This is a genomic window from Mesorhizobium sp., from assembly GCF_041661565.1.
Taxonomy (GTDB): domain Bacteria; phylum Pseudomonadota; class Alphaproteobacteria; order Rhizobiales; family Rhizobiaceae; genus Mesorhizobium.
In genome coordinates this window covers 1-23,647 of the sequence record NZ_JBAZUD010000081.1, presented here as the reverse complement: position 1 = coordinate 23,647, position 23,647 = coordinate 1, and the positions used below count along the sequence as shown (strand labels likewise).

General features: G+C 63.9%; 18 protein-coding genes and 1 pseudogene. 3 read left to right on the top strand and 16 right to left on the bottom strand.

Annotated elements, in window-relative coordinates; translation table 11 throughout:
- Window positions 1-1,486, bottom strand: a 1,486-nt coding sequence (locus WC739_RS15485; protein WP_372953908.1) for a xanthine dehydrogenase family protein molybdopterin-binding subunit, incomplete at its 3' end; no start/stop codon positions are given.
- Between the two features lie 155 nt (window positions 1,487-1,641).
- Here WC739_RS15485 and pepN point away from each other — a divergent pair.
- A complete protein-coding gene (pepN, locus tag WC739_RS15480) occupies window positions 1,642-4,287 on the top strand; it encodes an aminopeptidase N (protein WP_372953907.1) in 2,646 nt (881 codons plus the stop codon).
- A gap of 161 nt (window positions 4,288-4,448) precedes the next feature.
- Window positions 4,449-6,770, top strand: a complete 2,322-nt coding sequence (locus tag WC739_RS15475) for a PAS domain-containing sensor histidine kinase (RefSeq protein WP_372953906.1) — start codon at window positions 4,449-4,451, stop codon at window positions 6,768-6,770.
- Between the two features lie 94 nt (window positions 6,771-6,864).
- Here the strand turns inward: WC739_RS15475 and WC739_RS15470 are convergent, their stop codons facing one another.
- The 14 genes from WC739_RS15470 to WC739_RS15405 form a co-directional block, all read right to left on the bottom strand.
- Window positions 6,865-7,329, bottom strand: coding sequence for a hypothetical protein (locus WC739_RS15470; RefSeq protein ID WP_372953905.1), 465 nt, complete (start codon window positions 7,327-7,329; stop codon window positions 6,865-6,867).
- 51 nt (window positions 7,330-7,380) lie between these two features.
- On the bottom strand, window positions 7,381-10,344 hold the full coding sequence (locus tag WC739_RS15465; protein WP_372953904.1) for a bifunctional [glutamine synthetase] adenylyltransferase/[glutamine synthetase]-adenylyl-L-tyrosine phosphorylase: 2,964 nt from the start codon (window positions 10,342-10,344) through the stop codon (window positions 7,381-7,383).
- A complete protein-coding gene (locus WC739_RS15460) occupies window positions 10,344-11,825 on the bottom strand; it encodes a sensor histidine kinase (RefSeq protein WP_372953903.1) in 1,482 nt (493 codons plus the stop codon). The genes WC739_RS15465 and WC739_RS15460 overlap by 1 nt, the downstream gene beginning before the upstream one ends.
- An 8-nt stretch (window positions 11,826-11,833) precedes the next feature.
- On the bottom strand, window positions 11,834-12,508 hold the full coding sequence (locus tag WC739_RS15455) for a response regulator transcription factor (RefSeq protein WP_372953902.1): 675 nt from the start codon (window positions 12,506-12,508) through the stop codon (window positions 11,834-11,836).
- Window positions 12,509-12,820: 312 nt separating this feature from the next.
- Window positions 12,821-14,377, bottom strand: a complete 1,557-nt coding sequence (locus WC739_RS15450) for a Do family serine endopeptidase (protein WP_372953901.1) — start codon at window positions 14,375-14,377, stop codon at window positions 12,821-12,823.
- Window positions 14,378-14,504: 127 nt separating this feature from the next.
- Window positions 14,505-14,972, bottom strand: coding sequence for a cytochrome c-type biogenesis protein (locus WC739_RS15445; protein ID WP_372953900.1), 468 nt, complete (start codon window positions 14,970-14,972; stop codon window positions 14,505-14,507).
- Window positions 14,969-16,954 carry a heme lyase CcmF/NrfE family subunit gene (locus tag WC739_RS15440; RefSeq protein ID WP_372953899.1) on the bottom strand — a complete coding sequence of 662 codons (1,986 nt, stop codon included), beginning with the start codon at window positions 16,952-16,954 and terminating at the stop codon, window positions 14,969-14,971. The genes WC739_RS15445 and WC739_RS15440 overlap by 4 nt, the downstream gene beginning before the upstream one ends.
- 32 nt (window positions 16,955-16,986) lie before the next feature.
- Window positions 16,987-17,430 (bottom strand): cytochrome c maturation protein CcmE, encoded by a 444-nt coding sequence (gene ccmE, locus WC739_RS15435; RefSeq protein WP_372953898.1) that lies wholly within the window; start codon window positions 17,428-17,430, stop codon window positions 16,987-16,989.
- 3 nt (window positions 17,431-17,433) lie between these two features.
- The gene (gene ccmI / locus WC739_RS15430) at window positions 17,434-18,570 is read right to left on the bottom strand and encodes a c-type cytochrome biogenesis protein CcmI (protein WP_372953897.1); all 1,137 of its coding nucleotides are present in this window, start codon (window positions 18,568-18,570) and stop codon (window positions 17,434-17,436) included.
- Window positions 18,571-18,694: 124 nt separating this feature from the next.
- Entirely contained in the window at window positions 18,695-19,132 is a 438-nt protein-coding gene (locus WC739_RS15425) for a hypothetical protein (RefSeq protein ID WP_372953896.1), read from the bottom strand.
- A 187-nt stretch (window positions 19,133-19,319) separates the two neighbouring features.
- A complete protein-coding gene (locus WC739_RS15420; protein ID WP_372953895.1) occupies window positions 19,320-20,744 on the bottom strand; it encodes an ATP-binding protein in 1,425 nt (474 codons plus the stop codon).
- Window positions 20,728-21,393 (bottom strand): response regulator transcription factor, encoded by a 666-nt coding sequence (locus WC739_RS15415; RefSeq protein ID WP_372953894.1) that lies wholly within the window; start codon window positions 21,391-21,393, stop codon window positions 20,728-20,730. Before WC739_RS15415 ends, WC739_RS15420 begins: the two co-directional genes overlap by 17 nt.
- Before the next feature lie 87 nt (window positions 21,394-21,480).
- A complete protein-coding gene (locus tag WC739_RS15410; RefSeq protein ID WP_372953893.1) occupies window positions 21,481-21,783 on the bottom strand; it encodes a hypothetical protein in 303 nt (100 codons plus the stop codon).
- A gap of 170 nt (window positions 21,784-21,953) precedes the next feature.
- Complete coding sequence (locus tag WC739_RS15405) at window positions 21,954-22,361, bottom strand: DUF3168 domain-containing protein (protein ID WP_372953892.1); 408 nt, start codon at window positions 22,359-22,361, stop codon at window positions 21,954-21,956.
- A gap of 301 nt (window positions 22,362-22,662) precedes the next feature.
- Here WC739_RS15405 and WC739_RS15400 point away from each other — a divergent pair, with 301 nt between their 5' ends.
- Window positions 22,663-23,451 (top strand): 2-keto-4-pentenoate hydratase, encoded by a 789-nt coding sequence (locus tag WC739_RS15400; RefSeq protein WP_372953891.1) that lies wholly within the window; start codon window positions 22,663-22,665, stop codon window positions 23,449-23,451.
- Here the strand turns inward: WC739_RS15400 and WC739_RS15395 are convergent.
- Window positions 23,448-23,647: pseudogene (locus WC739_RS15395) on the bottom strand (ABC transporter permease); the annotation flags it as partial. The gene WC739_RS15400 and the pseudogene WC739_RS15395 overlap by 4 nt on opposite strands.

The window sequence follows — 23,647 nt, the reverse complement described above, 5'->3', positions numbered from 1 at the left end:
GCCCATTGGTCTGGGTGCCTATTTTCAACGTGACGGAGCCGTCGCCATTGAGTTCGACGAAGGCCGGTTCCGAACCGGGAAAGGCACAGGCCTCGATATAGGTCGCCATTCCGACGCCCCGGATCTTGCCTTCGGCTTTCGACTGGGCGAGCCGCTGCGGAAACGCTTTCCATTCGGATTGTTCGATGGCGCGGTCCATATGGCCAGCGAATTCACCATTGTCGTAGAGGCGGCCGGTCTGCGTGCGGTAGGGAAACTGCTCTGGCCGGATGAAATTGCGGCGGCGGATTTCGTCCACCGGCAGGCCGAGATCATGGGCGCACGCATCGACCAGCTTTTCCAGCAGGAAAGCCGCTTCCGGCCGCCCGGCGCCTCGATAGGCATCGACCGGGCACGTGTTGGTGTAAAGGCCGGTCACGGAGACATCGAGCGCCTGGATGTCGTAGACGCCGGTCGACATGGTGACCCCGATATAGGGAATGAACGGCCCATATTGGGAGACATAGGCGCCGATATTGGCGAGCAGCTCCACCTTCATGCCAAGAAAGCGGCCATCCTTGTCCAGCGCCATCTCGGCCGTCACCGCGTTGTCGCGGCCTTGCGCGTCGGTCAGGAAGTGCTCGGTGCGATCGCCGGCCCATTTGACCGGACGGCCGAGCCGCTTTGCCGCCTCCAGCACCAACGGATATTCACGGTAGACAAAGCTCTTGGGTCCAAAACCGCCGCCAACATCCGGGGTGATGACGCGCAGCTGATCCTTCTTGATGTTGAACAGGCCGGCAAGGATTTTCTGCATCGAATGCACGCCCTGCGACCCGGTGGTCAGCACGAAACGGTTTTCCCGCTCGTTCCACTCGCCGATGGCCGAGCGCGGCTCCATATAGTTGCAGACCAGCCGATTGTTGACGAACTCGATGCGGGTGACGTGCGCAGCCTTGGCGAAAGCCGCCGCGGTCTTGGCCTTGTCGCCCATCTGATAGGAAAAAGCGCGGTTGGAGCCGAGCTCCGGCCAAACCAGCGGCGTGCCTTCAGCAAGCGCCGTGGCGGTGCCGGAAGCGGCGTCTTCGCCATCATAATCGACATCGATCAGTTCGGCGGCATCTTGCGCCAGGGTGCGACTGTCGGCGACAACGAAGGCAACGGCATCGCCGACATAGGCGACGCGGTCGCGGCACAACACCGGAATGTCGCGCGTCAGCGCCTTGGTTCCGTCTGGCTGCGCCTGCATGGCGCCGGACTTGAGATCCCCCAGATGAGCGAGGTCCTTGCCGGTCAACACGAGGTGGACACCGGCGGCCGCCTTCGCCGCCTCGGTCGAGCCGATCGTGAAACTTGCCTTCGCGACGGGCGAGCGCACGACATAGCCATGCAGGACGCCAGCCGGTTGGATGTCATCGGTGTAGCGGCCCTGCCCCTGGATGAAGGCGGCATCCTCGCGCCGCAGCACCGAGGCGCCCATTCCGAATTTCGGCGTGACGACGGTCATGGATGCCTCGTGATGATGACGGGAGAGGGAATGCCTGAAATAGGCATTGCCTGAGTTTTGTCGAGAGACCGTTTCGTGTAAAGAGCGCGGACTTCAAATTTTTGGGCCGGCGGAAACGATCCGCGTCCAACACAGTCGACGGGAAAACCCACGGAATGCGCACGGACACAGGCCAGGTCTTCAGGCTCGAAGACTACCGCCCCACCGATTACCTCATTCCACGAACCGACCTGACCTTCCGTCTCTCCCCTGACGCCACCCGCGTGACCGCCGTTCTCACGATCGAACGCCGTGAAGCAACGGCGACCTCGGCGCCCCTGGTGCTCGATGGCGACGGGTTGACGCTCAAGCGCATCGAGATCGACGGTAAGTCCGTCGAGCAGGCGGACCTCCTGATGACGCCTGACCAACTGACCATCCTGCAGCCGCCAGCCGCGCGCGTTTTCCAGCTCACCATGGAAACCGAGTTGGCGCCGGCCGGCAACGAGGCCCTGATGGGCCTTTATCGGTCCAGCAATGTCTACTGCACCCAATGCGAGGCCGAGGGCTTTCGACGCATCACCTATTTCCTCGACCGGCCGGATATCCTGTCGGTCTACACGGTGCGGATCGAGGCCCTGCGCGACGAGGCGCCCCTGCTGCTTTCCAACGGCAACCCTGTCGACAAGGGCGATCTGGGTGACGGTTGGCACTACGCCGGATGGCACGACCCATTCCCCAAGCCATCCTACCTGTTCGCGCTGGTGGCCGGCAATCTGGGCAAGGTGGCCGACAGCTTCGTCACCCAGTCCGGCCGCAACGTCGAGCTCGGCATCTATGTCGAGCCCGGAAAGGAGCGGCTGGCGGGTTACGCCATGGACGCCCTGAAGCGGTCGATGAAGTGGGATGAGGAGAAGTTCGGCCGGGAATACGACCTCGACGTCTTCAACATCGTCGCCGTGTCCGATTTCAACATGGGCGCGATGGAGAACAAGGGCCTCAACGTCTTCAACGACAAGTATGTGCTGGCCGACCGGGAAACAGCGACGGATGCCGATTTCGCCAATATCGAGGCGATCATCGCCCATGAATATTTCCACAATTGGACAGGCAACAGAATCACTTGCCGCGACTGGTTCCAGCTTTGCTTAAAGGAAGGGCTCACGGTGTTTCGCGACCACGAGTTCTCCGCCGACCAGCGTTCGCGCGCGGTCAAGCGCATCGCCGAGGTGCGCACGTTGCGCGCCCACCAGTTTCCCGAGGACCAAGGGCCGCTGGCGCATCCGGTGCGGCCGCGCCGCTACCGCGAGATCAACAATTTCTACACGGCGACTGTCTACGAAAAGGGTTCCGAGGTGGTGCGCATGATCCGCACTATTCTCGGCAGCGACGCCTTCCGCGCCGGCATGGATCTCTATTTCGAGCGGCATGACGGTGAAGCAGCGACAATCGAGGATTTCATCAGGGTGTTCGAGGATGCCTCGGGCCGTGATCTGTCGCAGTTCTCGCTCTGGTACCATCAGGCCGGCACGCCCAATCTGACCGTCAGTTCCAAGCATAATCCGGTTGCGCGGGAATTTACCCTGGAGATCGAGCAGTCGGTGCCGCCGACACCATCCGAAAGCCGCAAGCGGCTGATGCACATCCCGCTCGCCTTCGGCCTGATCGGCGCCGGCGGCGAGCCCGTGGCGTATAGCGGCGTCGAGGGCGCCAGCGTCGAGGACGGCGTCATCCACATCCGCAAGCGCCGACACATCGTGCGTTTCTCAGGCGTGTCGGAGCGCCCCGCGCTATCGCTCAATCGCGGCTTCTCTGCGCCGGTGACGCTGTCGGTCGAGCAAAAGGCCGACGACCAGTTCTTCCTCGCCCGCCATGACAGCGATGCCTTTTCCCGCTGGCAGGCCTTCAACACGCTGCTGACCGACACGCTGATCGCGGCCGTCCGCCACACCCTCGACAGCAAGCAACACGCTTTCGCCCGACGCCTGACCGAACTGGCCGGCGACATCGCCGGCGACGAGACGCTGGAGCCGGCCTACCGGGCACTCGCACTGGGGCTGCCCGGCGAAGCGGACATCGCGCGCGATATGGGAAAGAACATCGATCCGGACGCCATTCACACGGCACGGGAGGCGCTGGCCCTGGCCATCGGCAGCGCCAACCAGGGAGCATTTTCCTCGCTTTACGATAGCCTTGCCGACAAGGCCGCGTTCAGCCCCGACGCGACAAGCGCCGGGCGGCGCGCCCTGCGCAACACCCTCTTGGACTATCTAGCCCTGTTGCCGGGCGGCGCGGCGCTCGCAGCCGAACATTTCCATTCGGCGACCAATATGACCGACCGCGCGGCGGCACTAGCCGTGCTTGCGCATCGCCACCACGGTTCGCACGAAGCCACCACGGCACTGGCGGCTTTCGAGACATCATACGGGTCAGACGCCCTGGTGATGGACAAATGGTTCCAGATCCAGGCCAGCGTGCCTGGCCAGCAAACCGTCGAGACAGTGCGCGCGCTGACATCTCATCCCGCCTTCTCTATGTCCAATCCGAATCGGGTCCGCTCGCTGATCGGCACATTCTTCAGCGCCAACCAGATCGGCTTCCACCGCGCGGATGGCGAGGGCTACAGGTTCTTCTCGCGGATGGTGCTCGAGGTGGAAAAACGCAACCCGCAAGTGGCGGCACGCCTGGCGACGGCGCTCAGGTCGTGGCGTTCGCTCGAACCCGGCCGCCAAGCCAAGGCCCGGGAGGCTCTGCTTGCGATCGCCAATACCGAAAATCTGTCGGCGGATCTGCGCGATATCGTGGAGCGCACGCTTGCCTAGGGGTCAGAATCTCGAAATGTCCATTATTTTAGTCGATTTTTAATGTTTTTTCGCCGCGCCACTGGACAAGGCGAATCACCTTTGATTCTTTACTGACGATTCGGAAGTGCGGCGTTTGCCGGATCACCAAGCAGCATAGGCAAATTCGGGGAGTGCCATTTATGGCGAAGGCGGACGCGTGGGGCGCGCCCGGAGGGAAGGCCTTTGCGCATCGCGAAACGCGAAGCGACGGCCTTGCCGGCAACACGCGGCTCATCGCCGAGCCGGCCTACCGGCGGCTTCTGGCCGCCGAGCCGCTGCTGCGCCGATCGATACCGGCCCTCATCATCACGTTCCTCGTCGTTATCGCGGCGCTGCGGGTGCTGTCGCTGATGAACGAGCGGGACGATGTCGAGCGCGACGCCAAGGCCATTCTCACGCTGGCGGCGGGGCAACTGGCCAGTTCGCTCGCCACCACGTCCGACACGGTGCCGGGCGCCATCCAGGACCTGCTGGAAACCACCAGCCGCCAGGGAGCGATGGGTCGCAGCCATGTGCTCGTCATCACCGACAGCGCTTTCAAGATCGTGGCGGTGACACCGCGCTCCGTGCCGTGGCAAGGCCATTCGCTCGACGGTCTCGTCCAGGGCGGCCAGCCCCTGTTCATGTTCGGCGATCGCGCCGGCGTCATGGAGGTCAATATCGGCGGGCAGGATTGGTACGCGGCCGTCAGCCTGGCGAATGATCGCAAAGGGGCCGCGGCGGCGCTGGTTCCCCAGGATGCGGTTTACGACGCCTGGCGCAAGACCGTCTCGCTCAACGTGACGCTGTTCGTGCTGACGGCCAGCGTGCTGATCATCATTCTCTACGCCTATTTCGGCCAGGCTTCACGCGCGCAGGCGGCCGACCGCATCTACCTCGAAGCCCATCAGCGCATCGACATGGCCTTGGTTCGCGGCCGCTGCGGCTTGTGGGACTGGGACATGGTGCGCGGCAAGATGTACTGGTCGCGTTCGATGTACGACATGCTCGGCTACGAGCCCTGCAACACGATGCTGTCTTTCGGAGAGGTCGACGAGATCATCCATCCCGAGGACGGCGACCTGTTCGAACTCGCCAACAGGATCGTTGCCCGCGAGATCGACCATATCGACCAGGTGTTCCGGATGCGGCATGCCGATGGCCAATGGGTATGGATGCGCGCCAGGGCCCAGGTGATCGATCCCGAAGCGCCGGAGATCCAACTGATCGGCATCGCCGTCGACGTCACCGAGCAACGCCATCTGGCGCTGCGTTCCGAGGCGGCCGACCTTCGCCTCAGGACGGCGATCGAGAACATCAATGAATCCTTCGTGCTGTGGGATTCGGCCCAGCACTTGATCATGTGCAACTCCAAGTACCAGCAGGACAACGGGCTTTCGGACCGTGACGTGATGCCGGGCACCCCGCGCACGGTGCTGGAGGACCGCATGCTGGCCTTTGCTTCCGAGCGGCGTCTCGCCAACACCAGCGGTCTCCAAGGCGGCGCCACATTCGAGCGACAGCTGGCCGACGGCCGCTGGCTGCAGGTCAACGAACTGAGGACCCGTGATGGCGGCATCGTCTCGGTCGGGTCCGACATCACCCAGATCAAGCTGCACCAGGACAAGCTGGTCGACAGCGAGCGCCGGTTGATGGCGACGATCCATGATCTCAGCCTCGCGCGACGGGCCGAAGAGGAGCGCTCGCGCGAACTGGTCGACCTCAACCGCAAATACATGAAGGAGACCGAACGCGCCGAAGCGGCGAACCGGGCCAAATCCGAGTTCCTGGCCAACATGTCGCATGAATTGCGCACGCCCCTGAACGCCATCATCGGCTTCTCCGAACTGATGGAACAGGGGCTGTTCGGTCCGCTGGGATCGGAGCGCTACGAGGAATACGCCACCGACATCAACAGCAGCGGCAAGTATCTGCTGGGCGTCATCAACGATATTCTCGACATGTCCAAGATCGAGGCCGGCCAATTCTCGTTGGACCGGGAGGAGATCGACCTCGGTCCGCTGATCAGCGAAACAGTGCGTGTCGTCTCGCTGCAAGCGGCGCAGAAGGCGATTACCGTCAACACGCGCATCGCCGACGCCTTGACGCTGTTCGCCGACCGCCGGGCGGTCAAGCAGATCATCATCAACCTTCTCTCCAATGCCGTGAAATTCACCGGCCAGGGCGGCCAGATATCGGTCAGGGCACGCAACACATCAGGCGCCTTGGTCCTGACAATCGAGGACAATGGCTGCGGCATCCCCAAGGAAGCGCTGGGCAAGCTCGGGCGGCCCTTCGAACAAGTGCAGAACCAGTTCTCCAAGAACCACGCCGGGTCCGGTCTCGGCCTCGCGATTTCGAGGTCGCTGGCCGAGCTTCAAGGCGGCGCGCTGAAGATCCGTTCGACAGAAGGTGTCGGCACCATCGTTTCGGTGCGCATCCCGGTGAAGAAGGCCATGCCCGCGGTGAAGGCGGCGGCCTGATAGACGGTCAGGGCTATTCCCGGACGTGGCTCCGGCGACATCTGCCGCCGGAGCCAGTCCTTCAATCGGAGGGCGGGAGCTCCACTGGCTCTCCCTACTGCATGTCGCCGCCATTCCACTGCCGGTGATTGCCGAAGCGGCCTCCCTTCGGCAATTCGCCCTTTTCGATCTTGCCGTCATCGTTCCTGTCGAGCATGGCAAAGATCTTCTTCTCCCGGCTGCCGATGTCGTCGCTCGTCAGCGTGCCGTCGTCCTTGCCGTCGTAACGCGCGATGATGCGCTTGGCCATCCGCTGGTAACGCGCCTTCTCCAGCGCCTCGGCGAGCTGCTCCACGGTGAGCTTGCCGCCATTGTCGGCGACAAGTTTCTTCAACCGCGAGTCCATCACATTGGAAAACTGGTCGAAGCTTATGCTGCCGTGCGAATCCTTCATCGCCTTGTTGAGGCGCATCATCGGGCGGCCACCCATGCTGCCGCCGTCAATGTTTTCGGCATAGGCCGCCGTGCCGACGGCTCCGGCCAGGGCGATGAACGCGAATGCGAGTTTGGTCTTTCTCATGGTCTTCTCCTGTTGCACCGTCACCCCCGATGCTCACCGGCCAGCCGTTCATCACGGTCGTCCGGCCCGCAGCAGAAGGTCGAAATCCGTCCTGACCTTCCGCGACGTCTCCTTGAGGTGTGCTTCCAGCACACCGAAATCCGGCAGGTCTGTCACCGCCAGAAGCAGATCCGAAAGCCCCGGCGGAACGTCGTCGCGCTCGAAGGCTCCAGTGAGGCACAGCCGGGTCATCTGGGTCAGCGCCAGATAGAGCGCATAGGCATCCACGAGGTCCTGCCTGACCGCGGTATTGGCGAAGCGAGGCGCCAGGCGAGACAGGATCTCGGCGGTTCCCGTGCTGCGCGGTCCAGCCTCGACCTGCCCGGTGATGACAGCCACCTGGGCGATGAATTCGAGATCGATCAGACCGCCTGGAATGAGCTTGATGTCCCAGAGGTCGCGCGGCGGCTTTTCGGCCTCGATCATGGCGCGCATTTCCGCGGCTTCGGACCTCACCTTCGCCGCGTCGCGCGGCTGGCCAAGCACCGCGGCAACTTCCGCCTCAACCTCGCTGCACAGGCTGGCATCGCCGGCAATGGCGCGCGCGCGCGACAGCGCCATGTGCTCCCACGTCCAGGCCTGTTCGCGCTGGTACTTTTTGAACGCATCGATGTGGGTGGCCACCGGACCCTTGTTGCCGGATGGCCGCAGCCGCAGGTCGAGTTCGTAGAGTACCCCTTCGGCGGTCGGCGCCGAAACAGCCGATATCAGGCGCTGCGTCATGCGGGTGTAGTAGTGCGACGGCGCCAGCGGCTTGTCCCCATCGGACTCGTCGGCGTCCGCCTCGTGGTCATAGAGCAGGATGAGATCAACATCCGAGCCGGCGGTCAGCTCGCGGCTGCCGAGCTTGCCCATGCCAAGCAGCGAGACCATGCCGCCGGCGATCTTGCCGTGGCGTGCGGCGAATTCGGTGGTCACCGCCCGCAACGCCGCCTCGATGGTGAGATCGGCGAGATCGGAAAAGGCGTGGCCGGCACGGGCCGGATCGATCGAGCCGGCGAGCAGCCTGACGCCGATCAGGAATTTCTGCTCCGAGGCAAATATGCGCAGCCGGTCGAGCACGTCCTCATAGGCCCTGTCGCCTTCGAGAAAGGCGGAAAGCCGCCCCGACAGATAGGCGCGGTCCGGCAGTTCCGTCAGCAGAGCCGGGTCAAGCAGGCCGTCGAAGACATGCGGCCGGCGCGTGATGATCGCCGCCAGACGGGGGGCCGCGCCCATGATCGTGGCCAGGAGCTTGAGCAGGGCCGGATTGGACTGCAGCAGTGAAAACAGCTGAATGCCGGCCGGCAGACCGGCGAGAAATTCGTCGAAGCGGATCAGGGCCTCGTCGGCGCGTCGCGTCTGGCCGAAGGACCGCAACAGCGCCGGCGTCAACTCCGTCAGCCTCTCGCGCGCTTCCGCCGACTGCGTGACGCGATAGCGGCCGAAATGCCAGCCGCGGATGACACGGCAGATGTCGCTTGGCCGCTGGAAGCCGAGGCCGTGCAGCGTCTGCAACGTGTCGGGATCATCGACATCGCCGGTGAAGACCAGATTGCCGATGCCGGTCGACAGTTCCGGGGCGGTCTCGAACAGCGCGGCGTAATGGCGCTCGACCTGTTGCAGCGAGGCGCGGAATGCCTGGGAAAAGGCATCCGCATCGGCGAAGCCAAGCATGCGGGCAATGCGCTCCAACCCTTCATCGTCTTCGGGAAGCGTGTGCGTCTGCTCGTCGGCGACCATCTGCACGGCGTGTTCCACACGGCGCAGGAACCAGTACTGGCGGGCGAGCGCATCGCGCGCTTCGGCGGTGATCCAGCCGCGCGCCGCTAACTGGCCGAGCATCGGCACGGTCTCGCGCCCGCGCAGTTCTGGAAAACGGCCGCCGGCGATGAGCTGCTGGGTCTGGACAAAGAACTCGATCTCGCGGATGCCGCCGCGGCCGAGCTTGACGTTGTGGCCCTTCACGGCGATCTGGCCGTGGCCCTTGTGCGCATGGATCTGGCGCTTGATGGAATGGACGTCGGCTATGGCCGCGTAGTCCATGTATTTGCGCCAGATATAGGGCTGAAGCTCCTTGAGGAAGGCCCCGCCCGCCGCCTGATCCCCGGCCACCGGACGCGCCTTGATCATCGCCGCGCGTTCCCAGTTCTGGCCGCGCGCTTCGTAGTAGCGCAGCGCGGCTTCGACCGGAATTGCCAGCGGCGTCGAACCGGGATCGGGGCGCAGCCTCAGGTCAGTGCGGAAGACATAGCCGTTCTCGGTGCGGTCTTGGAGGATGCGCACGAGACGCCGCGTCAGCCGCGAGAACAGCTCCGTGGCGTCGAGTGGATCGAGAATGGCGGACGCTTCCGGATCGAAGAAAACCACGAGGTCGATGTCGGAGGAGAAATTCAGCTCGTGCGCGCCGAGCTTGCCCATGCCAAGCAGGATCCAGCCTGACTGCCTCGACGGATTGTCAAGATCCGGAAGCTTCAGCTTGCCCTGGCCGTGCGCATCACGCAGCAGGAAATCGACCGCAGCGCGGGTACAGGCTTCAGCGAGGTCGCTCAGCCGCCGCACCGTCAGCTTCGTTTCGGCTTCGCCGGCAAGATCGGCCAGCGCGATCAGGAGATGCGCCTCGGCCTTCCATTGGCGCAGTTCCATCATCAGGCCAGATTCCGAGATCGCCTCGGTCAAATGCACCTGGTCGATCTCCGTACCGATCGCTTTCAGCCGGGCCTCGACCGTCATGTCGAACAGTCCGTCGAGGATCCGTGGCCGACGCCGCGCCGTGTCTCGCAGGAATGGCGACAGATCGAAGACCGCTGCGAGAAAGTCCTGGGCCGCACCGTTGCCTGCCAGGAATTCGGCCAGCCGAGGCAGACCCTCCTCCCGTGCCGCCGCGGCGATCTCGGCCAGTTCCAGCCGCGCGCGGTTTTCGTCAAGCGGAGCAAGGCTCGCCGTCGGCTTCAGAAGCCAGTGCGTATCGACACGCCCTGCGGCGGCCCTGCTCATCAGTGATCCTCCCGCGCCGGAAAACTCATGACCACGGACAGTCCGGGGTTGCCAGGCAACAGATCAAGCCGGCCTTTGTGGAATGTCATGACCGCCTTGGCGAGGCTGAGACCGAGCCCCGAGCCAGGCTGCGAACGGCTCTTCTCCAGACGCACGAACCGTTCGGTGACCCGGGCACGGTCCGTGTCGTCGGGAATACCCTGGCCATTGTCGATCACGGAAAGCCTGATCTCACCGCCAGTGCGCTCAAGCGTCACGCGAACGGCAGGCTTGGACGTGGAGTCGGTCGAGTATTTGATCGCATTGTCGACGATGTTGGACAGCGCCTGGCCGATCAGTTCCCTGTTGCCCACGACAATGAAGGTGCCGTTCACCTCTGCTTCGAGCGAGACGCCTCCCTCTTCCGCCACCGGCTCATAGAGCTCGACGACATCGCGCACCGCTGCCGCCAGATCGACCCGGATCGTGTTCTCGGATGAATATCCAGCCTCCAGCCGTGAGATCATCAAGATGGCACTGAAGGTCTTGATGAGCTGGTCGGACTCGACAATCGTCGCTTCCAGCGCCTGACGGTAGTCGGTGGCCCTGTGCGTGCCCGAGAGCGTCGCTTCAGCGCGGTTGCGCAGGCGCGTCAAGGGCGTCTTCAAATCATGCGCGATGTTGTCGGAGACCTGCTTCAGGCCTTCGTTGAGCGTGCCGATCCTGGCCAGCATGGAATTGAGGTTCTCGGAAAGACGGTCGAACTCGTCTCCCGCGCCAGTGACCGGCAGCCGTCCCGAAAGATCGCCACCCATGATGCGGCGGCTTGCCTCGGAAACGCTGTCGATGCGCTTCAACGCGGCGCGGCCGACGAAAAACCAGATCAGCAGGCCGCCAAGCCCCATCATGCCAAGTGCCAGCATCAGGGCGCGACGGATAACGGCGCGAAATCTTTCCGGCTCGCCGAGGTCCCGGCCGACGAGCATGATCATCTGATTGGGCAGCCGAAGCACCAGGGCGATGGCGTTGTGACCTTTCTCGCCTTTAGCTTGCTGAGTTGTGTTGTCGCCAGTTGCAGGAGGCGTCGTCTGGTCGGAGGTCCCGCCGCGCAGACGGTCAAGCTCGCCTTCGCCGAAGCGCTTGTAGGAGAACGGCTCGGTTGTCCAGCCTTCGGTATCGATCACACCAGGTTCCAGGGCCTGCACATTTCCGGTCAGGATCTGGCCATTGGTGTCGGCGATCAGATAGAGGTTGGCGCCAGGCTGACGGGAGCGGTTTTCGACCACGCGCACCAGGATCGGCAGCCCGCCGCGCTGGTAGGCGCGGGCGAGACCGAGCACCTCGTCGTTGATTGTCTCCTGCGTCTGCGCGGTCAGCATGCGCGCCGACAGCGAGGTCATGTAGAAGACAAGCAGAACGGCGCAGAGCGCGAAGAGCAGGAGATAGAGCGCCGAAAGCCGCGCTGCCGTCGTCTTCATGATGGCTGGCACGGAAAGAGCCATGCTTGGGCCTAGCCGCCCTTCAGCATATAGCCGGCGCCGCGAACCGTGTGCAGGATGGGCTTGTCGAAACCCTTTTCGATCTTGCCGCGCAACCGCGAGACGTGAACGTCGATGACGTTGGTCTGCGGATCGAAATGATAGTCCCAGACATTTTCAAGCAGCATGGTGCGCGTTACCACCTGGCCGGCATGGCGCATCAAATATTCGAGCAGCCGGAACTCGCGTGGCTGCAGCGTGATCTCGCGCGCCGCGCGGCGGACCGAATGCGAAAGTCTGTCGAGTTCCAGGTCGCCAACGCGATAGACGGTTTCCGACTCCTTGGCGCCGGCACGCCGGTTCAACACCTCGACGCGGGCCAGAAGCTCGGAGAAGGCATAGGGCTTGGTCAAATAGTCATCGCCGCCGGCGCGCAGGCCGGTCACCCGATCATCGACCTCGCCCAGCGCCGAGAGGATCAGCACCGGCGTGGTGTTGCCGCGGGAGCGAAGACCGGCAATCACCGACAGGCCGTCGCGGCGCGGCATCATCCGGTCGATGACCATCACGTCATAGTCGCCGGCATCGGCGAGCGCGAAACCGGTTTCGCCATCACCGGCGACATGCGCGGTGTGACCAGCCTCGGTGAAGGCTTTCTGCAAGTAATCCGCAGCCTCGCGGTCGTCTTCCATGACGAGAATCTTCATGGGACTGTTATACGCGATTTCGCCGGAAGGTTGAGTGGCAGACATCCGCATCATGGCCTTTGCCAAGCGCAACGCGACCAAGATGATTCGAGGCCGTACGCGATTAAATCCTTGTCCCGAGCGGCAGGACCGCTGATCGAGATGGCCGATGGCGCGGCAGCGGGCGATGGGAGCCCGCTGCCGCCGGGGGAAAGCGCGATGACTGACTAACGCGCGCTCCTCCTTGCTTTCCGTGCGGCGGCTCGGGGGTGTTGAAGCCGCCGCACTGGAAAAGTCGGATCCCGAAGCCGGATACCGGCTTCGGACGAGGCGTCAGCCCTTGGCCACCGGCAGCGCAACGAAGCGGTTGTTGTCGTCGCGGGTGATCTGCATCAGCACGGCCTTGCGGCCGGACTTGACCGCATCGGCCATGGCCTTGGAAACGTCCTCGATGCCGTTCACTTCGTTCGAATTCACGGCGGTGATGACGTCGCCCGGCTGGATGCCGCGATCGGCGGCGTCGCTGTCGGGATCGACATCGGTGACCACGAGACCCTTGCCGTTTTCCGACTTGGTGACGGTCAGGCCGAGATCGGCCAGCGTATCCGGCTTTGCCGGAGCGGCGGGCTGCTGTTGGTCGGCGGCCGAAGCCTGCTTGTCGCTCAAGGGAAGCGTGCCGAGATCAACCTTGACCGTCTGGCTCTTGCCGTCGCGCCAGACCGTGACGTCGACCGACTTGCCGGGCGAGTAGGCGCCGATCAGGCGTGCCAGTTCCTTCGGCGAGGCAACGTCCTTGCCGTCGACCTGGGTGATCACGTCACCGGCGGTGATGCCGGCCTTCTTGCCGGGACCGTTGTCCTGGGCGCTGGAGACCAAGGCTCCACTTTCAGACTTGAGGCCAAGCGATTCGGCAATATCCGTGGTGACGGGCTGTATCTCGACGCCAAGCCAGCCGCGCTGGACGCTGCCGCTCTTCATCAGGTCCTGCACCACCTGCTTGGCGGTGGAAGCTGGAATGTCGAAGGCGATGCCGACGCTGCCGCCGGAAGGCGAGAAGATCGCGGTATTGATGCCGACGACCTGGCCGTTGAGGTTGAAGGTCGGGCCACCCGAATTGCCGCGGTTGACCGAGGCATCGATCTGGAGGAAGTCGTCATACGGGCCAGCACCGATATCGCGGCCACGGGCCGAGACAATGCCCGCGGTCACGGTGCCGCCGAGGCCGAACGGATTGCCGACCGCCACCACCCAGTCGCCGACGCGAACCTTGGAATCGTCGGCAAAATCGACATAGGTGAACTTGCCGACGCCATCGACCTTTAGCACCGCGAGATCGGTGCGTGAATCGGTGCCGATCAGCTTGGCGTCGAGTTCCTTGCCGTCACTCATCACGACGGTGAACGCAGAGCCTTCCGACACGACGTGGTTGTTGGTGACGAGATAGCCGTCATCGGAAATGAAGAAGCCGGAACCCTGGGCGACCGGCCGCGGCTGGTCGTGGCTGCGGTCGCGGTGGCTGAACCGCCTGTTGCCGCCGCCCTGGCCGTTCTGATCGCCAAAGCCACGGAATTCCTTGAAGAAGCGGCGCAACTGCGGGTTGTCGGGCATGTTGTCCATGCCGTCCGGATCATCGGACTGGTCGGAGCCGTCGTCCGCCGCCGGACTGATCTTGGCCTTGACCTTGACGCTCACCACGGCGGGCGACACACGCTCGACGACATCGGCGAAGCCCGGAACCTGCGGCGCCTCGACGCGCACGGCATCCGCCAGGACGGGGCCTGTTCCGGTCGTCAGCGCGCCAACGCCGATCGCACCGGCAACCGCGATGGAAGCGACAGCGGCCATGAGACGCTTGCGGGTCGGGGAATTTGAATTGGGGGCAATACTCATGGATCTCGTATCCTCTTTCAAATGGATGCGCTTGATAGGCATCATCGGAGGAGAGACTTAGAGCGGCGCACATTACGGCGCCATTTCCGAGGCATGAAACTTTGGTAATGTTGGGCGGCCGAGGCCTTCAGTCCCGGCGCAATATCGCGTCCAGCGATGCCTGCTCTTCTGCGGAGAGGGATTTCGTCGCCAGGCTCCGGCGCGAGCGCGCCGACAGCACGATGAAAATGCCCCCCACCAGCAGAAGCAGCACAGGAGTGCCCCAAAGCAACGCATTGCGCAGGTCGAAACGCGGCTTCAACAGCACGAATTCGCCATAGCGCGAGACAACGTAGTCCATGACCTGCTGGTCCGTATCTCCGGCCACGAGGCGCTGGCGCACCAGGATGCGCAGGTCGCGGGCGAGGTCGGCGTCGGACTCGTCGATCGATTGGTTCTGGCAGACCATGCAGCGCAGTCCCTCCGACAGCGCGCGCGCCCTCGCCTCGAGCGCCTGATCGGCCAGCATCTCATCGGGCTTCACCGCCATGGCCGTGCCGGGCAAGAGCAGCGTCACCAGCAAGATGATCGAGGCCAGCGAACGTCTCGCGCTCATGGCACGCCCGCGGCTGCCTCGGCCTGCTTGCGCCGGCGGGACGGCGCGCCGACGCGCAGGCGCCTGTCCATCAGCGACATGGCGGCGCCCGCCATCATCACCAGGCCGCCGCCCCATATCAGCGTCACCAGCGGTTTCCACCACAGGCGCACCACGACTGAGCCGTCCTTGCCTTCATCACCGAGCGAAAGGTAGAGCTGACTGAACCAGAGCGTCTTGATGCCGGACTCCGTCGTCGTCGTCTGCCGAACCGGAAAGAAACGCTTGGCGGAGCTGATTTCGCCGACAGGACTGCCGCCGGCACCGATCAGCTCGAAGCGGCCCCGGTCCTCGCTGTAATTTGGCCCCTGCGCAGGATAGAGCCCGACGAAACGCAGTGTATGGCCGGACAATTCGACCGTCTCGCCGGCGCGCATGCTGAGGATCTTCTCGGTGCCGAAGGAGAGCGTGGCGACGATGCCGAGCAATGTCAGGCCGAGGCCGAGATGGGCCAATGCAGTGCCGAAGACCGAACGCGGCAGGCCGGCGAAGCGCCTGAACATCACGGCGGGTGCAACCGATCCGACTCCGGACTTGACGGCGAGGTCGGTGAGCGCGCCGGCGACCAGCCAGACGGCAAGGCCGATGCCGAGGGCGGCGAACACCGATGCGCCGTCGATAAACAAGGCGGTGACCAGCATCGCCGCAAGCGCGGTGGCAAAGGCGGCCATCAGGCGTTGCGACGCGGCGAAAACATCGCCCCGCTTCCAGGCCAGTAGAGGCCCGAACGGCACCAGGGCCAGAAGCGGCAGCATCAACGGGCCGAAGGTCAGGTCGAAGAACGGCGCCCCGACCGAGATCTTGTCGCCGGTGAGCGCCTCCAACGCCAGCGGATAGAGCGTGCCCACCAAAACGGTCGCGGTCGCCGTGGTCAGGAACAGATTGTTGAGCACCAGCGCGCCTTCCCGCGAAATCGGGTGGAACAGGCCACCGGCCGTCAGCCGGGAGGCGCGCAGAGCAAACAGTGCCAGGGATCCGCCGATGAACAGCGTCAAGATGCCGAGGATGAAGACGCCGCGCGTCGGATCGCTGGCGAAGGCGTGGACCGAAGTCAGCACGCCCGAACGCACCAGGAAGGTGCCGAGCAGCGACAGCGAAAAGGTCAGGATGGCAAGCAGCAGCGTCCAGATCTTCAGCGCCGAGCGCTTTTCCATGACGATGGCCGAATGCAGCAGCGCCGTGCCCGCCAGCCAGGGCATGAAGGAGGCATTCTCGACCGGGTCCCAGAACCAGAAGCCGCCCCAGCCGAGTTCGTAATAGGCCCAGTACGAGCCCATCGCGATGCCGCCGGTCAGGAACATCCACGCAAGCAGCGTCCATGGGCGCACCCATCGTGCCCAGGAGGCGTCGATGCGCCCCTCGATGAGGGCGGCGACCGAGAAGGAAAAGCAGATCGAGAAACCGACATAGCCGAGATAGAGCAGCGGCGGGTGGATGGCGAGGCCGAGATCCTGCAGAACCGGATTGAGATCGCGCCCTTCGATCGGCGCGGGATTGAGCCGGACGAAGGGATTGGACGTCAACAGGATAAACAGGAAGAAGGCGGCGCCGATGGCACCCTGCACGGCAAGGACATTGGCGCGCAGCGTTGCCGGCAGGTTGGATCCGAAAGCAGCGACAAGCGCGCCAAAGAAGGTCAGGATCAGGACCCAGAGCAACATCGAGCCTTCATGATTGCCCCATGTTCCGGTGATCTTGTAGATCAGCGGCTGCAGCGAATGCGAATTTTCCCAGACACTGGCCACCGAGAAATCGGAGCTTGCATAGGCACTCGCCAATGCCGTGAAAGACAGCGCCGTCAGGGCAAAGCCGGTCACCGCGACCGGACCGCCGACAGCCATCAGGCGCTGGTTGCCGAGGCGCGCGCCAAACAGTGGCACGATCATCTGCACCAGGGAAAGCGCGAACGCCAGGACCAGGGCGAAATGTCCGGTTTCAACCATGCCCGCGGTTCACTCTTGTGCTGTGGGCAGACCTATTCACTCTTGCTCTCCTGCCATACGCCCTTTGCCTTAAGGCCATCGGCCACTTCCTTGGGCATGTAGCGCTCATCATGCTTGGCCAGCACGCTGTCGGCGACGAAAACGCCGTCTGGACCGAAAGTCCCTTCGGTGATGACACCCTGCTCTTCGCGAAACAGGTCGGGCAGGATGCCGGTGTAGGTCACCTTGACGGATTTTTGGGTGTCGGTGACCGAAAATGCGACCGTCGCGCCCTGCCCGCGCTGGACCGTGCCCTTTTCGACAAGCCCGCCGAGCCGGATACGCTGCCCCGGCGCCACGCTGGCGGTGGTGAGGTCGGCCGGCATGTAGAAATAGGACGCTTTCTGGCCGAGCGCGTAGAACGTCAACCCGGTGGCCGCGCCCAGGAAGGCCAATCCGCCGACGATCACCGACAGTCTTTTCTGCTTGCGTGTCATGTTCTACTCCGTTGCCGTCAGGCCAAGCGAGGCGGCAAAGGCGGTGAATTTCCTGGCTTCGTCACTGTCGGTTCCAAAGACGGCAATAGCGCGACCCAGCGCGTCGCGCGCCTGATCGGTCTTGCCCAGCACGACATAGGAACGAACGAGCCGCATCCACCCTTCCGGGTCGCGCGGATTTTGTCGCAGTTTCTCGTCGAGGCCGGCTACCATGGTGCCGATCATGGCTTGCCTGTCGGCCGGCGACATGGCGGAAGCGGCATCGACGTCGCCGGCGTCGGCTCCATTCGCGCCTCCCGCCGCGACCTCGGGGCTCGCGGATTTCGCCAGCGCCTGCTGGACCGCGTCGCGCCAGGGTGAATCCGGCGGCAATCCACCCAGCATTGCCTGCCAGGCCTCGACCGCCTCCTTGCCGCGGCCCTCCTGCGCCAGCGCCACGGCGAGATAGAAGCGGGCCTTCGCATTGGCCGGATCGAGCTTCAGCGCCGCCTCGAAGGCATCCTGGGCGTCGGCCGAGACAATGCCACCTGCCGCGCCGGCGATGGCCTCGCCAAGGCCGGCCTGTCGGGCCGCGCTGTCGCCATCGAGACGAATGGCATTGCGATAAGCCGCGGCCGCGTCGGAAAAGCGCTGCATGCGCAGGTAGACGGGCGCCAGCACATCCCAGCCTCTGCCGTCGGATGGGTTGGCGGCAAGATGGGCTTCCGCCCGCGCCACCAGTTCGTCGACGGAACTGTCGGCCGGGTTCTTGGCCAGCCGCTCGCTGAGCGGCTGCGACGGCAGGTCAGGCGAGCCAAGCTGACCATAGAGGCCCCAACTGACGAGGGGCACGATGAGCACGGCGGCCGTCGCCACCAGCCTTGCGGTGACCGAGGCCTTGCCGGGGTTGGCCTTGCCGGCCGGATCCGCGCTGTCGAGACGCAATATGCGGCGCGCGATCTCGGCGCGCGCCTCGATCGCCTCCGCCGGCTTGATCAGGCCGCGGGCTCCGTCCCGGTCAAGCTCCGCCAACTGATCGCGATAGACCGCGAGATCATGATCACGGCTCGACGACGCCAATCTGGCACCCGCCGCCAGCGGCAACAGCACCGCCAGGCTGGCGCCCAGCGTGAGAATTGCGGCTATGACCCAGAACAGCATGGCTCTTCCAATAAGGGCAGAGCCCCGCCCTGCCAACACACGCATCCTGCGACGCTTTGACGGCGGGTGCGCCGCACGTCCTTGATCGACATCAATCGGCCGGATTCCACCGGACGGTCGGTTGTCAGGTCAGCGGCGTCCAGCTGCCGTCGGCGTTGCGGCAAGCGGTTCCGCGTGCCGTGACCCCTGCCCCGCCGGTGAACACCGTCTGGGTGTACTGGCGGCAGTCCTGCGAACCGACACGATAGGGCTGGGCGGGAACCACCTCGCCATAGCGTGAGGCCTGCGCGCCCTTCCACGCCACCTTCTGGCCGCTTGTCGTGTATTCCAGCGCCTTGTATTCAGCCTCGAGCGCGCTGCGCTTCTCGGCGTCGCTGAGACCGTTTCCGATCGACCCGCTTATGAGGCCTCCGCCCATCGCGGAGATGATCGTCGTGTTGACCTTGCCGCCGGAAGGCGGCACGGCGGCGAGCGTTGGCGCCACACTCGGGCCCTTGCCACCCAAGGTCGTGCAGCCGGAAACTGCCAGCAGAGCGGAAACAAGCGCGACGCGAATCTTCATGCCAACAACCGGTTCTCTTGCATTGGAGCCTGCCTTGGATGCGCCGGGGGCCGCGTCATCGGAGACGTCGGCGTGGCCATAGTATTGATATTTGTCGGAAATTTGGCCGCTCCCGGCCGCGTCGGGACCAACAGGCCTGCCGCCCGTCCCTTGGCGCGTCCAGCCCTTCGATTGGCCTCGAAATACATCACTGAAGGCTCCGTAATCGCACCACCGCCTTCAATCCGCCCATGTCGGACCGTTCTAGCGCCAGAACGCCTCCATACTCGTTGACGAGGTCGGCGACAATGGCCAGTCCGAGACCCGATCCGGGCTTTGTCTCGTCCAGGCGTCTCCCGCGCTTCAGTGCCTCGCGCGCCTTGTCCTCCGGGATGCCCGGGCCATCATCCTCGATGCCGATCTCGAACAGGCCCTCCTTGCCGACCAAAGGCACCACCCGGACCGAGACGGCGCTCCGTGCCCATTTCATCGCATTCTCGAGAAGATTGCCCAGCAATTCCTCAAGGTCCTCACGCTCGCCAGCGAAGACGATTTCGGTGGCAGGCAATGTCAGTGACAGGTCTGTGCGTGGATTGAGCTTTTGCAGGACCCGCACCATGCGCTGGACCAGCGGCGTCACGGGCGTGCGGTAGACGACGCTGTCGCGTTGCGCCGCGACACGGGCGCGCTGCAGATAGTGCTCGACCTGCTTTTGCATCGAGGCGGCCTGGTCGGCGATCAGCTGTCCCTTGGCGCCGCCAAGCGCCCGGCCCTCGTTGAGCAGGACCGCCAGCGGCGTCTTGAGCGAATGGGCGAGATTGCCGACCTGGGTTCGCGAGCGCTCGACAATGCGTCTGTTGTTCTCGATCAAGGCATTGGTCTCGTTGGCCAAGGGTTCGATCTCGGCCGGGAAATGTCCGTCAAGCCTCTGCGCGGTGCCCTCGCGCACCATGGCAAGGGCATTCCTGACCCTGCGCAGCGGCTGCAGGCCGAGCAGGATGGCGATGGCGTTGATGGCGATCATACCAACGCCGAACAGGCTGAGATAGGTGAGCAGCCGGCGCTGGAAGCTGCCGACTTCCTGTTCAAGTTCGCTCTGGTTGCCCATGACGCGGAAACGGGCGGCGCGGTTCTTGGCGTCGAGGACGAATTCGCTCTCGAACACTTCGAGCCGTTCGCCGTCGATGCCTTCGGTCGCGTAGCTGCGCTGGAAGCTGGCATTGAACGGCACGGCGGCGACGCTCGGCGAGGGGATGGTCTTCGTCATCGATGACGAGTGGAGGTTGCCATGCACACCTTCCGATGCCGGCTCGACCGACCAGTACCAGCCGGAAGCCGGTTCCGAAAAGCGAAGATCGCCAAGGTCGGGAGCGCCGGTGAGCGCGCCGCTGTCGGAAATGCCGATGGATCCGATCAGGTTGAACAGATGCGCCGAAAGCAGGCTGTCGAAGCCGCGTTCGCTGGCCTGGCGGTAGAGCGTGGTGATCAGGGTGAAGATGACCACAAGGGTCAGGATCGCCCAGACCGTGGAGAAGGCGATCACGCGGAACGTCAGCGAACGCGGCCACCAGCGCAGCGAAAGCGACGTCCTTGCGGATGGTTTGAGCGGTTCCGAGTTACGCCTCCGGCTCACGCATGCGGTAGCCCATGCCACGCACGGTTTCGATCATGTCGATGCCCATCTTCTTGCGCAGCCGTCCGACAAACACCTCGATGGTGTTGGAATCGCGGTCGAAATCCTGATCGTAGAGATGTTCGACCAGCTCGGTCCGCGAGATGACCTCGCCCATGTGATGCATCAGATAGGCGAGCAGGCGAAATTCGTGCGAGGTCAGTTTCAGCGGCACGCCGTCGACATCGGCCTTTGACGCCTTGGTGTCCAGGCGCAGCGGGCCGCAGGTCAGTTCGGACGACGCATGGCCGGCGGCTCGCCGGATCAAGGCCCTGACCCTCGCCAGGACCTCCTCGATGTGGAATGGCTTGGTGACGTAGTCGTCGGCGCCGGCGTCGATGCCGGACACCTTGTCGCTCCAGCGGTCGCGCGCCGTCAGGATCAGCACCGGCATCTTGCGGCCGCCGCGACGCCAGCGCTCGACCACGCTGATGCCATCCATCTGCGGCAGGCCGATGTCGAGCACGACGGCGTCATAGGGTTCGGTGTCGCCGAGGAAATGGCCTTCCTCGCCGTCGAAGGCACGATCGACGACGTAGCCGGCATCGACGAGCGCGTCCGCTATCTGCCGGTTGAGATCCTTGTCATCCTCGACGACGAGTACGCGCATGCGGAGATCAATACCTGTTGAAGTGCTTGGTTAGATGGAAGATTGCCTTGGATACTGCCCGATTCCGACGACCTTGGGAAACGGGGGTCAGTTCTGCGGCACGACGATCTCGGAACGGCGCGGGCGCTGGCCGTCCTTGCCCGGCACCAGCACGACGATGACGCAGACCGGCTGGCCGCCCCGCGTCGACTGCGAGGCCTTGGCCAGCGTTCCGCCATTCTGCTCGGCCACCTGCTGGCCGATCGCGTAGCAATCGGACGCGGCTAGCACGATCGGGCTGACCTGATCCGGCGCGACAATTGGCATCGCCATCGCCTGCGATGACGCGAAAAGTCCCGCGGCACAGAGCGCCAGCGTCGCGGTTCGGAAATGGCAGCCAAGCGTGTTCATGGCCGGCGTTGTAACGCGTCGGTGCTGAACGTGAAATGAACAGTGAACGCCGATGAAAACATGCGCGCTACCCCCTGCGACGCGAGACACCTACCGGCGATTTCGCGGACCAACCCGGTGAAATCGCGGCTTTCCAGTCTAGACCCAGTTTCACCCATATTGAAGGCGCATCAGGCATTTTCCTGCGTCATCGCGCGAAAGCGCAGCAACCCGTGATGCACCAACAGGTCCTCGTCATAACGGGCCTCGGAGAATTCAAGCACAAGGCGTGTCTGTCCACGCGGCCCGATAACCAGCACGGCGTCGGCGAGGCGCGCCTTGATGCGCTCCATGATGGCCTGTGTCTCGGCGTCGCCATTGGCCTTCGACCAGACGTGCAAGGTGATCAGCTGATCGGCTGTATCCTTGGCGCCGGTGTCCCAGTCGAAGGCCCTGGTTTGGCCGCAGGTCACATAGGGGAAAGCGACATTGTCGGCGGGCTGTTCAAGAAGGCCTGCCCCACCCAGCAACGCCGACAGCGATTTATCGCTTCTCAACCTCTGGAATAATGCCTGCTGCAAGTCGATGGACGCGGTCATCGTCATTCCTCATTGTCGCGGCCCTGCGGTTTATCGCGGCGCGCTTCTCCACAATCAATCAACGCCGGGCAACCTAACCACGAAAGCGCGAAGTGCAAGCGCCAGCAACTCGATGATGACGCCGACGCTTCCTGAAATTGGAGTCCAGCCATGCCGCTCGCCAATGGCATGGATGTGGACTCTCGATTCCTGCTTCCCTATCGTTGCTACATGAGGAACGGGCTCCAATTTCGGACCTTCCGTCCTGGCCAGTGGCCCGCTTAGCTCCGGGCAGTGGGGCGTTCTTGAGTTCGGAGCAACGATGCTTGATCCAGAAAAGTCCAGAGCCGCGTCGCGTTTGCTGGTCGGCCATTGGGACAACGGCACCCGCCTCGACGCCATCCCCCAGGCCTTGCGGCCACAGACACGGATGGATGGCTACGCCATCCAGTCGCATGTGGTGGATCGTTCGTCGGCTCCGCTATTCGGCTGGAAGATCGCCGCGACCAGTCTTGCCGGACAAAGGCACATCAATGTCGACGGGCCGATGGCGGGGCGCCTTCTCGCCGAAAAATCGGTCGAGGTCGGCGGCACCGTTTCCCTGGCGACAAGCAAGATGCGCGTGGCCGAGATCGAATTCGCTTTCCGTTTCGGCCGCCAGCTACCGCCTCGTCCAGCACCCTATGAAATCGCCGAGGTCATGGAGGCCGTGGCGACCTTGCACCCGGCGATCGAAGTACCGGATTCGCGATATGACGATTTCTGCGCCGTCGGCGCGCCGCAGCTGATAGCCGACAACGCCTGTGCCAATCTGTTTGTCATCGGCGAGGCCGCGGATGACGATTGGCGCGACGTGGACCTCGCCAAGCACACGGTGGTCGGTTTCGTGTCCGGGAAGACGCGGTATGACGGGACCGGAGCGGCTGCGTTGGGCGACCCCCGCATCGCGCTGACATGGATCGTCAATGAACTGTCGGGCCTCGGCATAGCGCTCGAGCCCGGACAAATGGTGATTACAGGCACCTGCGTGACGCCGATCAGCGTAGAGCCCGGTGACGAAGTCATCGGCGATTTGGGCAGGTTCGGGCGCGTCTCGGTGAGGTTTGTCTAGAGCGCGCCACGCTGCCTGGCCACCAGGCTCCGCACCGCCAACGCCAGCACGGTGATGATGATCAGGATTACCGACAGTGCGGCGATCGCAGGATCAATATTGTCGCGCAGGCCCATCCACATCAGGCGCGGCAGCGTGATGGCGTTGACCGAGGTGATGAACAGGGTGACGCCGATCTCTTCCCAGGAAAGCACGA

Bases quoted from the DNA above. Each gene is read 5' to 3' on its own strand.
- WC739_RS15415 (WP_372953894.1), bottom strand. From the start codon at position 21,393: ATGCGCGTACTCGTCGTCGAGGATGACAAGGATCTCAACCGGCAGATA.
- WC739_RS15475 (WP_372953906.1), top strand. From the start codon at position 4,449: ATGGCGAAGGCGGACGCGTGGGGCGCGCCCGGAGGGAAGGCCTTTGCG.
- WC739_RS15465 (WP_372953904.1), bottom strand. From the start codon at position 10,344: ATGAGCAGGGCCGCCGCAGGGCGTGTCGATACGCACTGGCTTCTGAAG.
- WC739_RS15440 (WP_372953899.1), bottom strand. From the start codon at position 16,954: ATGGTTGAAACCGGACATTTCGCCCTGGTCCTGGCGTTCGCGCTTTCC.
- pepN (WP_372953907.1), top strand. From the start codon at position 1,642: ATGCGCACGGACACAGGCCAGGTCTTCAGGCTCGAAGACTACCGCCCC.
- WC739_RS15460 (WP_372953903.1), bottom strand. From the start codon at position 11,825: ATGGCTCTTTCCGTGCCAGCCATCATGAAGACGACGGCAGCGCGGCTT.
- ccmI (WP_372953897.1), bottom strand. From the start codon at position 18,570: ATGCTGTTCTGGGTCATAGCCGCAATTCTCACGCTGGGCGCCAGCCTG.
- WC739_RS15445 (WP_372953900.1), bottom strand. From the start codon at position 14,972: ATGAGCGCGAGACGTTCGCTGGCCTCGATCATCTTGCTGGTGACGCTG.
- WC739_RS15400 (WP_372953891.1), top strand. From the start codon at position 22,663: ATGCTTGATCCAGAAAAGTCCAGAGCCGCGTCGCGTTTGCTGGTCGGC.
- ccmE (WP_372953898.1), bottom strand. From the start codon at position 17,430: ATGACACGCAAGCAGAAAAGACTGTCGGTGATCGTCGGCGGATTGGCC.
- WC739_RS15450 (WP_372953901.1), bottom strand. From the start codon at position 14,377: ATGAGTATTGCCCCCAATTCAAATTCCCCGACCCGCAAGCGTCTCATG.
- WC739_RS15470 (WP_372953905.1), bottom strand. From the start codon at position 7,329: ATGAGAAAGACCAAACTCGCATTCGCGTTCATCGCCCTGGCCGGAGCC.
- WC739_RS15405 (WP_372953892.1), bottom strand. From the start codon at position 22,361: ATGACCGCGTCCATCGACTTGCAGCAGGCATTATTCCAGAGGTTGAGA.
- WC739_RS15425 (WP_372953896.1), bottom strand. From the start codon at position 19,132: ATGAAGATTCGCGTCGCGCTTGTTTCCGCTCTGCTGGCAGTTTCCGGC.
- WC739_RS15455 (WP_372953902.1), bottom strand. From the start codon at position 12,508: ATGAAGATTCTCGTCATGGAAGACGACCGCGAGGCTGCGGATTACTTG.
- WC739_RS15410 (WP_372953893.1), bottom strand. From the start codon at position 21,783: ATGAACACGCTTGGCTGCCATTTCCGAACCGCGACGCTGGCGCTCTGT.